Consider the following 13,512-nt stretch of genomic DNA (forward strand, 5'->3'; position numbering starts at 1 on the left):
CTTTATTCACCCTTCCTTAATTCTAATTTTGCTCGGTAAAATGTTACTCTTGCCCAGTTTTCTGTTCTTTCAAATACGGTTCCTATCTCTTTAAAAGATAAGTCACCCAACAATCGAAGATATAGTATTTCTCTTTTTTCCTCACTAAGCCGCCGTGCTTTTTTAAAGAATTCCATTACATCTTCATGTCGTATATACTCTTCCTCCAGATCGTAAAATTTTGTTTCTTCAAGACTTAGTGATGTTACCAGCTGCTGTTTTTTATTATTGCGATTGGTTTCTTGTAACCAAACGTTTTTAGCAATCGAACAAAGCCATGTAGAGAATTTTGCTTTACCATTGCTATGATAGTTATTAATGGACTTTACTGCTTGATAAAATGTTTCTTGTGTTAATTCTTCTGCTGAATGAAAGTCATTCGTTAAAGTGAACAAATACTTGAAAATAAAATCTCCATATTCTTGATATATAGTATCTTTATCCACTGCCTACCTCCCTCGTCCAACTTGGAATGATTCGAATTCGAGTAACCTATCTCAATGAAAGGTATTTTGTTGATCTAATTTACCATTTCTTTATAGTAAATCAACATCTCAAATGGCTAATCACTTATATATCCAAAAATTTCAGGTTTCGTTACAACATTTTTAAATTTTCCATTCAAAACTTTGCATAAAAAAATAAACATCTTTTAAAAAGACGCAGATATGCATTTATTTAACTATACGAAAGGATCGATCACAAGACTTATTGAATAAAAGAACTAATTACTTAGGAGACCGAATAGGATAAGGTCTACTTTGCACATTCAAAAAAACACAAGTGGTTTCAATCCTCCACTTGTGTTTTTTGCGTGTTTATGAAAGTTTATAAGCTAATTCCTCGCTAACAATATAGGGCTTTGAACTAAGGTTCGATTTTTATGGAAGCATCCTTTAATTCTAATTCGACTTAATGCCAGCTCCACATAAAGGGATTATAATTACCTCATCTTGAGATTTCGAATACTTTAAGTACCCTGCATAATTAATAGCTGAAGTGATTTCTACATAGAATCCTTTCGCTGCAAGTTTTTTACGAGATTCAGCTATTGCTTCTTCGCCAAATGTAATAAATGTGCCTTCAGTTTCTCGGATTGCTTCTAATATTTGCTTCGACCTTGCTGGCACTGCAATGGCAATCCCCTCTGCTAAAGTTCCTTCAATACGAACGGGCTTTGTAATTAACTCTTGTTTTTCAAACGCTTTAGCCAGTGGTGCGCAATTTTCAGCTTGAATGGCTACAATCTTTGGCATACGTTCAATTTTTTCCACCTCTAAAAGTTCCTTGAAACCATAATATACACCTAATACTAATGTTCCGTTGCCTACTGGAACAATCACTGTATCGGGTGCTTTTTTACTGCTTAAAAATCTCAAACGCATATGTTTTCGTTCCTTCGTAAAAATATGGATTATAGACATGCCTGGCATAAAAAACTTGTTCTTCTTCAACAGCTAATTGGGCCGCAACAGCCACATCTTCTCTTATCCTTTTAATAGCTTTAACCTTTGCTCCATGTGCCTTAATTTGCGCAAGTTTTTTGGGTGAAGTATCGGCACTCACATAAACATCACATTCAATTCCGGCTCTTGCACCATAAGCAGCAATTGCTGTTCCTGCATTCCCACTACTGTCTGCAATCATTTTTTTCACGCCTAGTTGTTTTGCCAGAGTTACTAATACTGCAGCGCCACGATCTTTAAATGAAAGTGTCGGCATCATAAATTCTTTTTTCACAAAAGTACTTGACTCTGCTTCATCTAATACAAGTAATGGCGTTTGACCTTCACCTAGAGTAACAGATGACCATCCTGCCAAATCTTCTCCAGCGTTCACTGAAGACGCATATCGCCAAATCGATGGCTGGCTTGTCCATGGATCTTTTATTGAACCTACTTCGGATTTTAACAGGTTCAGCAGTTCGCCACATTCACATTTCCAGCGAGTTTCTTAAATCGGAAAAGTTTCATTACATACTGAACAAATATAATTAGTCATTTTCATCGTCTCCATTATTCGATATTCCCTATTGCTTCATATTCAATTTTAATACAAAGATGTAGAAGGAAATGAAGCAGCCCTCCCAATGGAATAAGCATGAATGTGTATCCATAAAAACTTGTCCCGCAGACCTAGAATTTTTTAAAGTCGTGGAACAAAGGCTTGAAGATAGACCTGAATTGAAAGTTGAGAGTAGGATTTATATGTGGTGCTCATTCTCCTAATTATGAGAGCAGATCACGCTGAAGGAAGTGGGCAAAAAAATATGGGTGCTTTGGCGAGCCCGTAATGACACGGACTGACAAAACACCCTTCAATAGCTAGAAAAAACACATATTCCATTGTCCCGATGACCATGAAAGCAACCGGCCTCATTGAGTGGCTCGCCTAACCAATAAGCAGACATTTTTAGGGGGTAAAATGAGTATTATTGGTCGTGCCTTTGGCTAATGGACTTACCAATAATATACCCTATCCTTCCAACTCAAAACTTATTTTCAGTTACAAATTCATTTTCTTAGAAATTAGACGTTAAATGATCAATAAAAAAAATTGGTATTTTAACTTGACGCGCCGGGTCGCAAGTGACACGATTTTCCACTATTGTTTTATTTTACGTTATCAACAAAATCATATACTTTTTCCAAAGAAAGCAAATGGTGATTGCAATCGTCAGTATCTCGACAGATATAATTCCCTTTTGTAGTATAGGTTCCAGCAATATTGCCTTTTGTTTTTGTCATAAACATACAAACAGGAGTCAGTCGGTTACATATTGCACAAATTTGCTTAGTTTTCGTTTCATCAAATGTACCGGTTAACCCAATCATGCCCTTCCGAGTAGGAACGACCATATATCTTTTTTTCGTTCCAAAATCGTCATAACTAAAAAAAGACATTCTATTATAGTTCAGACTTTCTTTCGGCAACTTCATTTTTTTCACTTTTGGGAAAAGCTTTTGCAACTTCTGCTCTGAAAGCTCCTTGAACGGAATGATGTAAGCTTCTATTTCTACTAGATATTGTTCGGCTGTTTCCTTATCTACAACATTTACTATTTGGTTAAGTAGGTTCCTTTGTGCGGCTGTTACCCCCGCAAACAAATCTACTGTTTTTTCGATTGACAGTGATTCTATCGCGCCAATGACTTGTTGATCATTCACTGTTGCGTGACCATTCACTAGTTGTAATACCTGTCGTTTTATAAAATTAAACTGATCGTTTCTTATAAATTGTTCGTTCTTCATTTCTGTCAGCTCCTCTGTTTTTATGATGATCAAACAAAGTGCAAAGCCTTTAAATCGGAAATGGAGAAACTACATTCAAGCGATTAGATAACCATTCGCCCCATGCAAAGAATCGCCTTTTGATCATCTGGCTTTGCATGAGTCTTTTTAGAAGCTGGCAATGCCATTTGAGTTGCCATCTTCACATCACCTCCCGAAATATCGCCCTCTTTCTAATAGGCGCTACGTCGTTTATCATACAACTTTCTGTCTTTCGAGACAATATTTTTTGTAAACGAATTGCATGTATATAAAACAAACAATAGACTAGTACTACACAAATAACCTATTGTTAACGGCTTTTTCCCCTCAATAATTAAAGTTCCCTATACTTGAGTTGGAACAGATTATTTTGTGTCATTGACGTGGTGCGAACAATATCACTGAAACACCAACCAAGCAGATACCTGCCCCTATAAAATCATATATATCAGGTGTTTTTTTATCAATTCCCCACCCCCATAATACGGATAGAAAGACAAAGACGCCTCCATATGCTGCATACACCCTACCAAAGGATGGGAATGTCTGGAATGTAACTACCACACCGTATAAAACTAATGCTATCCCTCCGAATAGCCCTAAAACAGCAGATTTATCCTCTCGCAACCATTGCCATATTAAATAACCTCCACCGATTTCAGCTAAGCCAGCTAAAAGGAAAATAATAACGACCTTAAACATCTTTAAAACCTCATCTCTTGAATTTCTGCAAACAATATAGCACGTTTATGCGACATGCATGCGATTGTTTATTAAACCATCACACGTGTCAATTTAATAAAGTGTATGTGGTACAATTCCAGTGCTTTGAACTTGACCTTTTCTTACCTTCCCACCCCATTTTCTGAAGCTCTTTTGCGATCAGCATGTTAAAAAAACCATGACCTACCAATACTATCGATGTATGTATTTCAGCGTATACTGCTAATAATTCTGATGCCTTTTCAGCTCGATCTTTTGCTTCTTTCAAGGACTCACAATCTCTTGAATAGCCCAAAAACCATAAACACCTTAAAATCAGGCTCCAAGTACTCGGACTTAGTTTGATACTCCCCACTGATGGATTGGGCAATTCTGTTTCACGAAACAAGGGGTCTGATACAGCTAATAAATTGGGTTTTAACAATCTTGCTGATTCTATAGACCTTTCTAAATCACTTGAAAAAACAATATTTGCCGATGCCATTCTATCAAGCGTATCTTCCGGATAAAAGTTTTCTTCAAAAACCCCTTGATTATCATACTTTCCAACCCAAATCTTAAACTCTTTACATTTCATTCGATTACTATCAGTACACGTAGATCTACCATGCCTAATTAATGAGATTTCCATAGTAACTCTCCTGCTATTCATTTTATGATAATATACCACTAAATGGCCATTTTACTGAATAGGCGGAGGTCCATAATCTGGAATTACGATCGTTTGTTAAAACCTATTTTGTAAGTACCATTTGATATTTCATAATTTGGTCCGATTCCAAAAGATAACAATTACAATTCACCTTTTACTTTTTCTCTTCCATTCTAGCGCCATTCGTTCCAAGTTCTGTACGAAGTTATTTTTACCGTCACTGTATCCTTCAATATCTTTTGGGAACTGTCGGGCAAGTCGCTCCTTTATATCCCCATATTCTTCCGCCGTTCCTTTATGTGAATTAAGATAATCGCGTACTGCAAGATGTCGCTCAATCTGAGTAAAATTATCGGCTTGTAATATATGTAGTTGATGTGTCCTGTTTTCTCCGCCTTTTCTAAAATACCTTCTTCCTTTCATACCCAATTCTCCAAGCGCCTCGTAACCTATTTCAAACATTTTTTCGTTATATTTATTGATATTCTCAATATCTTTGACTATTGGCATAATATCAATGATAGGCTTGGACTTTAAACCCGGAACCGCCGTGCTTCCAATGTGGTGAATCTCAATAATCTCTTCTTTTAATATCTCCTTAATCTTTTCCGCTTCCATTTTGAACAGTTTAACCCAGTTTTCATCATAGTTTGTTACAACAATATTCATAGCACGGTTCACCACGATATCTTACCTCCTTCAATTCCCTTGTTTGCACTCATTTTTATTCAGCTGCTTGGCTCGTTTTTGGAAAATACTGATTCAACTGTCGAACTTCATAAGAAGGATAGTAAATTATAATTTCGAACTACACCACGGACAGAATTCAATTCTTACACTTGAAGAGCCACCATCATGGATTACCAACCCGTATTCGATGTCTTTAGCATAAAAAATTATTATTTTATCAGGACATTCAAATGGATCGCTATGCACATCACATTTGAAATTTGCGTGGTATTCCATATCTTCACAACAGTGTTTTTTCATATATTTCTCCTCCTAAATTTAGCGTTCCATTTGTACGAGATGGACGCAATTATTCGCTGCTATAACGGATAGAGATTGTAATGCCATGCCCTATGAAGGAGAAGCTTTCAAGAGAAGTTATTATAGTATTAGCTGGTGCACCTCCCCAATAATGAACATTATTAAGCCGATCAGTGAAAGCATTATACCTACATAGAAAGGCCACGGATTGTCTTCTCTTTCCTTATCATATGTAAAAAGGGTTACTATGCAAAAGATAAGAGTAATGACAGGAATGAAGCCGTATTGAGGACCGAATGCAAATGCTATCCCACCAAAGATTAATCCAATAAGACCATAGGGATTTTGAGTTGGAATCCGGTCTAGATATTCCTTTTCATTCTCGGATAAACCATCCTTTTTGTCTCCCCATACATCTATATCTTTCATTTCATTGAGCAATTCTATTAACTTGTTAAACGATTTCATAAATCAAATCCACCTCATCATTTGATAGGTAATTCACTTTAAAAGTTTTGGCATTTTGAACTATGTGCGTCTAATTTGCGAGCCCTATACTGTCTTCTATCCTTATTCGAAATCAGGTCAACTTCAGAAAGAGCACACTAAAATCCATTAGTGCACTCAACTATTGACTGTATGTGTGTATTTATCAAAGATTATAAGTAAACGCTATCTATCTGTATGCATGTGAATAATTATATCTTCTACTTGATTATTTCTAGACATACGGCTCCCATTATTGCATCCGATAGTTAAAAATCTATCTAGCTAAATCTGTGAAAAACTCCCTCATATCTTCAGGTAATGCTTCAACTGCAAGAACTTTTAATCTTTCAGTTCCTGGCGAAGTCATAATTATATAAGTTTTTTTCTTATATTCAAATAAAGTAAACTGCCCTAGGCTATCTGCTGAATGCTTTTGAATATAATTGAAATCTTCCTCTGAAAAATAGTCTTCATAGCCATCCAATATAAGTTTTTGTGCCTGCTCAAAACTATCTGAAAAATGCAGTTTTTGATATAATTCAAGTGAATTTTTAGGTGTGAAAAAATAGATATAATATACTGATCCACTAACTATAAATAAGAACAAAACAAAGAAGACAATCCAATCTTTTTGCGTTTTTTTCCTTAAAGCTCTCAAGTTTCATCCCCTCTGCATTAATAATTCTTCCCTCTCATAATTGTAAATCCCCTCTTTTTAAACCCATGTTATCTTCTCTTTAAGTAAAATTATTCCTTTTATCAAGAATATTGTTAGTGAAATTAGGGAAGTTTTATACCTTGTTTTTTGAACGAAAAGAAATGCAAAACTTCTACTAAGATTTATTATTTTTTAACCGTTTATCTAGCATTAGCGATGATTCTTATTTCATTATCGTATCCTTTATTTGAATGTCTTTCTAGCATAACTTTCTACTATTTATCTTAAAATGCATCTACTCATTATCTTTTGTGTAAATCTTTTTTAGCGTTGTATTAATATTAACTAGAGCTATCAATATAAAGCCAAGCATTATGAAAGTTATAATTTCACCTGTAAAAAAAGACACGACACCTAATATCAAGGCATATAGCCCATACAAACTGTTATTCATATACAAAACCCCTCTTTTACGACAAACTTGTTCATTTGTTCAACGTTTATGCTGATTCCTATTTCAAAATTAATTCCAGTTCTAGAATAACCTCACCCTATATTAGCATATATTGTAAAATTATAAAAAGCTATTCACCCTTTATATTTATTGCTACCTGGCAGAACTTTAATTTTATTCCAAGCTTTAATTGCATCTTCTCGTTTTTTATTTTTGTTTTGAGGATCCGCAAAATAATCTCTGATGAATTGATTGTATTCGAATTGCGGGCCTATTTGTTTGTTATAGGATGGGTCTTTTTTTCTTTCTTCTTCCTCGTACCACGCTTCCACCACGTCCCGATATGTTTTTCCTGCATTGGCCTTAAAATAATTTTGAATATGCGTGGAGAAATGAAACTTCGGGATGACTGACTGGAAGAAGCCTCTAACTACCTGACTACAACGATGATTTTCTGCAATCACTGTATCTAAATTTAATTCTTCTAATTTTGTTTCTGTCGAGAAAGAACTTCTTTTCCTTGTTGGCTTTTCAATTTTTCCGGTATCGAGAAATATTGCTATTCTCTCTGTAAGTTCAGTTTTAGAACCTGAAGCACTTATCCCATTTTCTCTGCAGAAAGATTGTAATTCCTCTTTTAGCCAATAAAAATCACGAAAATTATGTACATCTAAATCCCTTGTTAATTCAGGCCTCAATTATCCTACCTCCGATTTTAAATTCCGAATTAATGAATGCCAATATATTCTCTGTCTTAAAGATAGCCATTACCACCCATTCAGACTCCCCCTTTTTAACTACTATTACATTATAAACTTGTATTCTTCACCATGCCTTTTTCCTATTTATATATGAAAATCTTTAACCAAATTTAAATAGTGCTACAATATTAAAAATACATTCTATATTTCTGAGATAAGGAGACCTAATGAAACTAAAACCCTTTTTATTGTGGACTGCTTTGATTTTCATCCTAGCTGCTTGTGATGGAAAGAAATCAGTCTCAAACGAACCCAATGCCCCAAAAGATGTAGAGGCAACTGAGAAAGAAAAAGAATCTGAAACTGATAATGAGACTAAAAAGCAAATTATAGCTGAAGACATTGAGCCTACCCCACTTCCGCAAACATTAGCTGAATTAGCTGAGTTACCACCTGGTTATACAGGTCCCCAGCTTTTTGGAATACATGAGGAAGACCATCCGAAATTGGATGAATTAACTGCACACTTACCTGATATTTCTGGTGAACCTACAGAGGCACAGCTTGATCACTACTATAATGAAATTTTGGCAGTATTCCAACATGATTTTAAAGGTCCTGAAGAGTTACTTGCCAGGATGCGTTTCCAGGCGATAGGCAATCCTGATATTGAGGATTCTCGGATGCAGTTTAAGGAAAATTTAAATGTGCTTGTGTTGCTTGATGCTTCTGGAAGTATGGGAAAAGATCTTGGCGGGGAAACACAAATGGCAGCAGCGAAAAAGGCAATTACTAATTTCGTGGAAGGCCTGCCTGCCGAAGCCAATGTTGGACTGCGAATTTATGGACATGAGGGTACAGGCAATACTTCTGACAAAGCAAGGTCATGTGCAAGCAGTGATTTGATCTATCCTATAGGAAAATACGACAAAGCGAACTTTCAAACTTCTTTAGAAAAAGCTCAGCCAGCAGGATGGACTCCAATTCAATTGGCGATCAACGAAGCTCAGAAAGATTTAGCAGAGTTCAAAGGAGATCAAAACACAAATATTGTTTATTTGGTCAGTGACGGGGTTTCAACCTGTGATGATGATCCCGTTGCCGCCGCCAAACAGCTTTACGGGTCTGATATTACTCCCATTGTCAATGTCATCGGATTTAATGTCGACAATGAAGGTCAAAAACAGTTGAAAGAAGTAGCCAAAGCAACAGAGGGCACATACGAGGACGTGCAAAATGCAGAAGGGCTACAAAACGAGTTAGATCAAATGAAGGAAATAGCGAAAAACTGGAAAAAGTGGAAAGATCAAAAAACAACGAGTCTAAATCATGACAAGCTAAAAAACTCGCTCGATATCTTTGGCTATGAAACAGGTGAGTATAAAAAAAGGGTAGATGAAGGAAGTCAAGTTGGAGTAGCCCTACAATATTTATATCAGGATCAAAATTTGATATCGCGGGAAACCCATGACTATTTAAGAAAAAGAAATTCTGAATACCACACTTGGATTGAAGAAGAATATATTAAATTAAAACGAGAATTGGAAGAACTTAACGAAAAGAAGATTGATGAAGCGTTACAATTACTCGAAGAAAAGTTTAATCAAAACGTGCCAAGAGATTCCTAATACAGGAATCTCTTTTTTTACGGAGTCACTCTCACTGAATAGGTAACCACTATTAATAGATTACCTTTTAACAATGGCTTCAAATGTTATGGTTTGAGTTCGGTCTGTTGGATATTGTCCATACTTATAATCTGCTGAGATCGTTATATCCTCAAATCCAATCCGTTCAAGGATCATTTTAAACTCTTCAACTCCATACCAACGAAGTGGGAATCGCTCTAGCTCTGTTTGTATAAGTTTTCCGCTGTCCCACTTTTCATAGCGATTATGAGACACAGTGTATTGATTGATGTGGTCAACTTCAACAATTTTACTTTCTAATGTAATCATCCCACCATCCTTAGATTCCCAAGTTCTCGTCGATATTTCGTTTGTCGTTACCTCGGTTTGTAAAAATATGTCCAGTATAAGCTTACCGCCATTAGAAAGATGGTTGAAAAAGTTTTTTATAGCTTTAATTGAGTCTTCTCTTTTATATAGAAGCAAAAAGGTTCCAGTTGGCACGATAATCGCTTCATATTCTGTATCTAAAGAAAATGACTCCATTTTCCCTTCAAATAATTTCGGGTGCAGGCCCCTATTTTCACAGTTATGACGGCATATTTTTAACATCTCTTCTGAAACATCGAAACCGTCAACTTTTAAACCTTTTTCTAATAGTGGTATAAGGATACGTCCCGTTCCGACACCTGGCTCGAGGATGCTCCCCTTACAAGAAGACAATCTTTCGCTATAAAATTCTACATCCCCAAATGAAAGACCAATATATTTGTCTATATCGTATACTTCTGAAGAAAGCCTATTGTAATAACCCAACATATACTTTTCCCTTCTTTCTAATTTGATTTAACATGCCCTTAGTTTACTATAAATCTATGTGTTAAGATACTCATTACTTAACAGTCTAATGCGGTTGGATCTAGTAATTGCGCTTGATTAATGAATATATCTTTTTAATCAAAAAGAGTGTATACTATTAGACAATAGAATAACTAAAATGTTTTCTAGGGTTCCGCAACTATTTTGTTGGTCTGGTCCGAGAGAAAACTCACAGTCATGCTGTGTCACGGAAGGATAAAAGCCTGGGAGAAACTGTTCAACAGTTTTTTCCAGGCTTTTTTATTTTGCAGAAAAAATAACAGGAGGTGTTCTGTATATGAATACAGATTGGATCAAAGTAATCATTGCAGCTTTTTTTGAAATTGGTTGGGTTATTGGATTAAAGCATGCAAACAACTTTTGGGAGTGGACAGGGACGGTTGTTTGTATCGTCGTTAGTTTTTACCTGATGATTATGGCAGGGGAAAAACTTCCTGTAGGAACAGTCTACGCCGTCTTTGTAGGACTAGGAACTGCTGGAACAGTATTTGCAGACATCATATTTTTTGGTGAATCGTTTAAAATAGCGAAAATTGTTTTGGTCATGGTTTTATTGGGTGGGGTTATTGGCTTGAAATTAGTGACGAAAAATCCTGTTCCAGAAGGAGATGAGTTGTAATGGCATGGGTTTCTTTAGTGGTTGCAGGTTTATTTGAAATGTTTGGTGTTGCCATGATCAATAAGTTGCACAAGGATCGAAACTGGCAGGCATTTGTTTTGTTGGTGGCGGGATTCGGAGCAAGTTTTCTATTCCTTGCTCATGCAATGAAAACATTACCTATGGGAACAGCCTACGCCATTTGGACAGGAATTGGGGCTTCGGGCGGTGCGATTTTAGGAATGGTTCTGTACGGTGAACCAAAAGATTCGAAAAGAATGTTTTTTATTGCACTGGTTCTAGGCGCAGCAATCGGATTAAAACTGATTTCATAAACCATCATTGGAAAGCCTATTTTGTAAGTAGGCTTTCCTTTTTCAAAACTCTAATTTTTCATCCAAGTTAATACGCGTATAATTTGAAATGGTTCTGTCCAAGTAATTATGAAACTTAAAAGAAAAAACGCAACAACTGAGAAAAATTTCACCGCGCCTTTTTCACCCTTTAACATTGCCCAAAAGCATAGAAACGAACCAACAATTAACGAACCAAACCCTAAGACCAGAAGGGGCTCAAAAGATTCCTTAAAAATATATGAGAAACCAATTAACAGAACACCAATAATTGCAAATAGAGTTGACAAAATACTAAAACTTCTCATAGCGGTCCCTCCTCTCCACTCATTATATCGAATAATAATTTAATTCGGAAAGTTGATATAAGATATTGTAATTCGGGAGACGCACTCTGTACAGAACAACTTAATAAAAAGCCCTTTTTGTTTTATCCAAAACAACTATACTCATAATAATTCCTAGAATCAAAAATGCAAAGGAACCTATACTATATATAAACCGAATCTCATACAACTCAGCAAGAACACCAACTGCCGCCGTAAATAGAATGATTAATAACGCCTCTAATATGCCAAAGATACTTGAAAACCTCCCCATGATATGGACCGATACATTATTTTGATAAAATGTTAAAAAACCAGTATTTCCAAATGATAGGGCGAATGTTAATGTTAAAAATCCTATAGCTGCCCAAGTAAAATCTTGTGAGTATGCAAAGATCAAATAACCGATTGGTGTAAAAATTGCACCTACGCCGATAAGGATGTTCGTTTTTAAACGACCAGCGAATAAAGCGTTTGTTAATGAGCCTATTATAATTCCTATTCCCGCGATACTTACCAGAAATCCATAAGAACTTTCAGATAACAGGAGAACTTTTGTTGCGAATGCGGCTTCTAATGAATCTAACGCTGTCATAAATACTGTAATTCCACTAAAGAGAACATAAACCAATGTAATATGCATGTTTGATTTACTAAAACTTAGAATTTCTCTCCAATCATTCCTGATTACTTTAATGCTCACTTTTTCGGCTCTAACTGTTTCCTCGCTTAATTCTAAATTGGGAAGTAAAAAGATTACTATAGCCGACATACATAATGCTAGAGAATTCAGCTGAATAGCAAGATATGGAGAACCTATAATAAACAAAAAACCTGCAATGGAAGGTCCTAGTATAAACCCGCTTGAATTAATAAAATTTCTAAGCGCATTAAATCTTTGTCGATCTGTCTTCGGTATAAGCTTCGTCATATAAACCATAGATGCAGGCTCAAAAATAGAACTCGCAATATTGATGATAAAAACCAATAGATAGATGAAAAACAGTGAATCCATAAATGGGAGTAGGAATATAAAAACTGCTCTGATTAAGTCGAGAAAAATCATTAAATTCCTTTTATTTAACCTGTCAATAAAACTCCCCGCCCAAAAATTTGTACACAAAGCAGCAAAGGGTATTAGGATATAAAGAACGGATACTGCCAATGGGGAACCTGTCATATCTAATACAATCAGGTTCAGAGCAATTAAATAAATCCAGGCACCCAGATTGGATACGCCAATACCTAACAGCAGTAATAAGGGGTTTTTCCACTTACTAGATTTCAACATCTTATCCACTCCTAAATTCATTGTTTATAGACAGTAAAAAAGAATCCCACCCCCAAGTCATTAGACTTGAGGACGAGACTCCCTGAATTTAGAAGTTCGCGGTGCCACCCCAGTTTGTTCTTGTGTTGCCACAAAAACCTTTTCAAGTACGCCTACTGTGTAATGTAGGATATACTCTATCTCGATAACGGGAGAAACCGGCACATAATCAATATCATGAAGACAATATCCTATGGCAGCTCTGAGGCTTGGTTCCATGTACTTGTACATCCTCCTTCGCAGCTAACGGAGTTCTCTGTCATGCTTAAGCACATATACTCTTCTCTTCATCGCTTTTTAATTAATATATATATTACCACAATTCAAAAGTATTTAAAATAAGGATGATTTTTATAGTATCTTAGTCAAAGCACGTATCTTGCTTCAGAAAGACGCCCTTTAATTGAAAAAATCGCTGAA

At 35.8% G+C, this 13,512-nt stretch carries 14 protein-coding genes, 1 pseudogene, 1 riboswitch and 1 other annotated feature; of the genes and pseudogenes, 3 read left to right on the forward strand and 12 right to left on the reverse strand.

Going from position 1 to position 13,512, the window contains the following annotated elements; all coding sequences use genetic code 11:
* Positions 1-2: 2 nt before the first annotated feature.
* From MKX97_RS11865 to MKX97_RS11905, 9 genes and pseudogenes are all read right to left on the reverse strand, one after another.
* A complete protein-coding gene (locus MKX97_RS11865; protein WP_009497909.1) occupies positions 3-485 on the reverse strand; it encodes a sigma-70 family RNA polymerase sigma factor in 483 nt (160 codons plus the stop codon).
* 456 nt (positions 486-941) lie between these two features.
* Positions 942-2,040: pseudogene (locus MKX97_RS11870) on the reverse strand (threonine synthase).
* Between the two features lie 611 nt (positions 2,041-2,651).
* Complete coding sequence (locus MKX97_RS11875) at positions 2,652-3,290, reverse strand: FusB/FusC family EF-G-binding protein (RefSeq protein WP_221835231.1); 639 nt, start codon at positions 3,288-3,290, stop codon at positions 2,652-2,654.
* A 396-nt stretch (positions 3,291-3,686) separates the two neighbouring features.
* Entirely contained in the window at positions 3,687-4,013 is a 327-nt protein-coding gene (locus MKX97_RS11880; RefSeq protein ID WP_009497914.1) for a YnfA family protein, read from the reverse strand.
* 88 nt (positions 4,014-4,101) lie between these two features.
* Positions 4,102-4,665 carry a histidine phosphatase family protein gene (locus tag MKX97_RS11885; RefSeq protein WP_221835233.1) on the reverse strand — a complete coding sequence of 188 codons (564 nt, stop codon included), beginning with the start codon at positions 4,663-4,665 and terminating at the stop codon, positions 4,102-4,104.
* Between the two features lie 168 nt (positions 4,666-4,833).
* Positions 4,834-5,355 (reverse strand): GrpB family protein, encoded by a 522-nt coding sequence (locus MKX97_RS11890; RefSeq protein WP_078818241.1) that lies wholly within the window; start codon positions 5,353-5,355, stop codon positions 4,834-4,836.
* Positions 5,356-5,796: 441 nt separating this feature from the next.
* A complete protein-coding gene (locus MKX97_RS11895; RefSeq protein WP_009497916.1) occupies positions 5,797-6,144 on the reverse strand; it encodes a hypothetical protein in 348 nt (115 codons plus the stop codon).
* A 295-nt stretch (positions 6,145-6,439) separates the two neighbouring features.
* Positions 6,440-6,823 carry a hypothetical protein gene (locus tag MKX97_RS11900; protein ID WP_245799518.1) on the reverse strand — a complete coding sequence of 128 codons (384 nt, stop codon included), beginning with the start codon at positions 6,821-6,823 and terminating at the stop codon, positions 6,440-6,442.
* Between the two features lie 588 nt (positions 6,824-7,411).
* Positions 7,412-7,975 (reverse strand): DUF6434 domain-containing protein, encoded by a 564-nt coding sequence (locus MKX97_RS11905; protein WP_078818169.1) that lies wholly within the window; start codon positions 7,973-7,975, stop codon positions 7,412-7,414.
* Between the two features lie 230 nt (positions 7,976-8,205).
* Here MKX97_RS11905 and MKX97_RS11910 point away from each other — a divergent pair, with 230 nt between their 5' ends.
* On the forward strand, positions 8,206-9,606 hold the full coding sequence (locus MKX97_RS11910) for a VWA domain-containing protein (protein ID WP_342536052.1): 1,401 nt from the start codon (positions 8,206-8,208) through the stop codon (positions 9,604-9,606).
* A 60-nt stretch (positions 9,607-9,666) separates the two neighbouring features.
* Here the strand turns inward: MKX97_RS11910 and MKX97_RS11915 are convergent, their stop codons facing one another.
* Positions 9,667-10,425 (reverse strand): class I SAM-dependent methyltransferase, encoded by a 759-nt coding sequence (locus tag MKX97_RS11915; protein WP_342536053.1) that lies wholly within the window; start codon positions 10,423-10,425, stop codon positions 9,667-9,669.
* Between the two features lie 174 nt (positions 10,426-10,599).
* Positions 10,600-10,697, forward strand: a riboswitch (guanidine-I (ykkC/yxkD leader).
* Positions 10,698-10,762: 65 nt separating this feature from the next.
* Between MKX97_RS11915 and MKX97_RS11920 the strand changes: the two genes are divergently transcribed.
* Together MKX97_RS11920 and MKX97_RS11925 are read left to right on the forward strand one after the other, a co-directional pair.
* A complete protein-coding gene (locus tag MKX97_RS11920; protein ID WP_078818172.1) occupies positions 10,763-11,104 on the forward strand; it encodes a multidrug efflux SMR transporter in 342 nt (113 codons plus the stop codon).
* Positions 11,104-11,418, forward strand: a complete 315-nt coding sequence (locus MKX97_RS11925) for a multidrug efflux SMR transporter (protein WP_009497921.1) — start codon at positions 11,104-11,106, stop codon at positions 11,416-11,418. Before MKX97_RS11920 ends, MKX97_RS11925 begins: the two co-directional genes overlap by 1 nt.
* A 50-nt stretch (positions 11,419-11,468) precedes the next feature.
* Here MKX97_RS11925 and MKX97_RS11930 read toward each other — a convergent pair whose 3' ends face one another.
* Together MKX97_RS11930 and MKX97_RS11935 are read right to left on the reverse strand one after the other, a co-directional pair.
* A complete protein-coding gene (locus MKX97_RS11930; protein WP_342536055.1) occupies positions 11,469-11,744 on the reverse strand; it encodes a hypothetical protein in 276 nt (91 codons plus the stop codon).
* 100 nt (positions 11,745-11,844) lie between these two features.
* Entirely contained in the window at positions 11,845-13,053 is a 1,209-nt protein-coding gene (locus MKX97_RS11935) for an MFS transporter (RefSeq protein WP_342536056.1), read from the reverse strand.
* Positions 13,054-13,118: 65 nt separating this feature from the next.
* Positions 13,119-13,392 (reverse strand) — a binding site (T-box leader).
* Positions 13,393-13,512 lie beyond the last annotated feature (120 nt).

The sequence above is a fragment of the Sporosarcina sp. FSL K6-3508 genome (assembly GCF_038615825.1).
GTDB lineage: Bacteria > Bacillota > Bacilli > Bacillales_A > Planococcaceae > Sporosarcina > Sporosarcina newyorkensis.